This window comes from Sellimonas catena (genome assembly GCF_027924685.1).
GTDB lineage: Bacteria > Bacillota > Clostridia > Lachnospirales > Lachnospiraceae > Sellimonas > Sellimonas catena.
This window is the reverse complement of the sequence record NZ_BSBO01000098.1, coordinates 1-1,066: the sequence shown is the minus strand read 5'-3', so window position 1 is coordinate 1,066 and position 1,066 is coordinate 1. Positions and strand designations below refer to the sequence as shown.

Genomic DNA, 1,066 nt, shown 5'->3' with positions numbered 1-1,066 from the left:
TATATTCTGCTTTTCTAAGCGGTCTTTCCATATATATAACAGTAGGCTCTTTTATTTCTGCCTCCACATGATATTTTTCCTCAAGGATGGCACAAATGACTTCCATCTGCACATTCCCCAAAAAAGAAAGTATAATCTCATGCGTTGTAGTATCCACATAATATTTTAAAAGAGGGTCTGTATCAGCAATCTCTGCGAGGGCATTTAACAGGGCTTCCCTTTGCTCCGGCTTTTGCGGCTCTACCGCTGTCCGAAGTAATGGCATGGGATTATCAATCCATGTTTTGTGAGGCAGGAGTTTTTCATTTCCCAGAATGTCGTTCAGTTTCAAAGTATCATCAGCTAAAATAACAATTTCTCCCGGACAGGCATGGTCAGCCGGGACGATTTCACCATTTGACGGAATACACATCTCTGTGATTTTTATTTTCTCTTTTTCAGATATTCTAATAACATCCCTCAAATGCAATGTTCCGCTATATATACGCACATAAACAAAACGCCGCCTTTTCTCTGAATATTCAATCTTAAAAACCTGCCCGCATAGTTCAGATTGACCTTCAGGCGTTGATGAATAAAATTTACTGGCAATCACTTCTATAAGCTGCCGAATCCCCAGATTGTTTTTAGCGCTTCCGTGATAAACGGGAAATAACGTTCCGTTTTGGAATCTCCTGTTTTCTTCCTGTTCCAGTTCTGACATTTTAAACGGTTTCCCTGACATATATTTCTCTAATAGTTCATCGTTTCCCATAATTACCGCATCCCACTGTTCCATATCGTCATTGTCCGTTACATTTATATGGGGATGCTGCCCAACCTTTTGCTTCACTATAATTTCCGAAGAAAGCTTTGCTTTCATTTCTCGATATACCATTGGCAAATCAATCCCCTCTTGGTCAATTTTATTGATGAAAAAAATTGTCGGAATCTTCATTGTCTGTAGTGCATGAAACAGTATACGGGTCTGTGCCTGTATGCCATCCTTTGCAGAAACTAATAATACTGCTCCGTCTAATACGGATAAAGAACGGTATACTTCCGCCAAAAAATCCATATGGCCTGG

General features: G+C 39.8%; 1 protein-coding gene. It reads right to left on the bottom strand.

From position 1 onward, the window contains the following. Positions 1-1,066, bottom strand: a 1,066-nt coding sequence (locus Selli1_RS18200) for a GTP-binding protein (RefSeq protein ID WP_281874511.1), incomplete at both ends; no start/stop codon positions are given.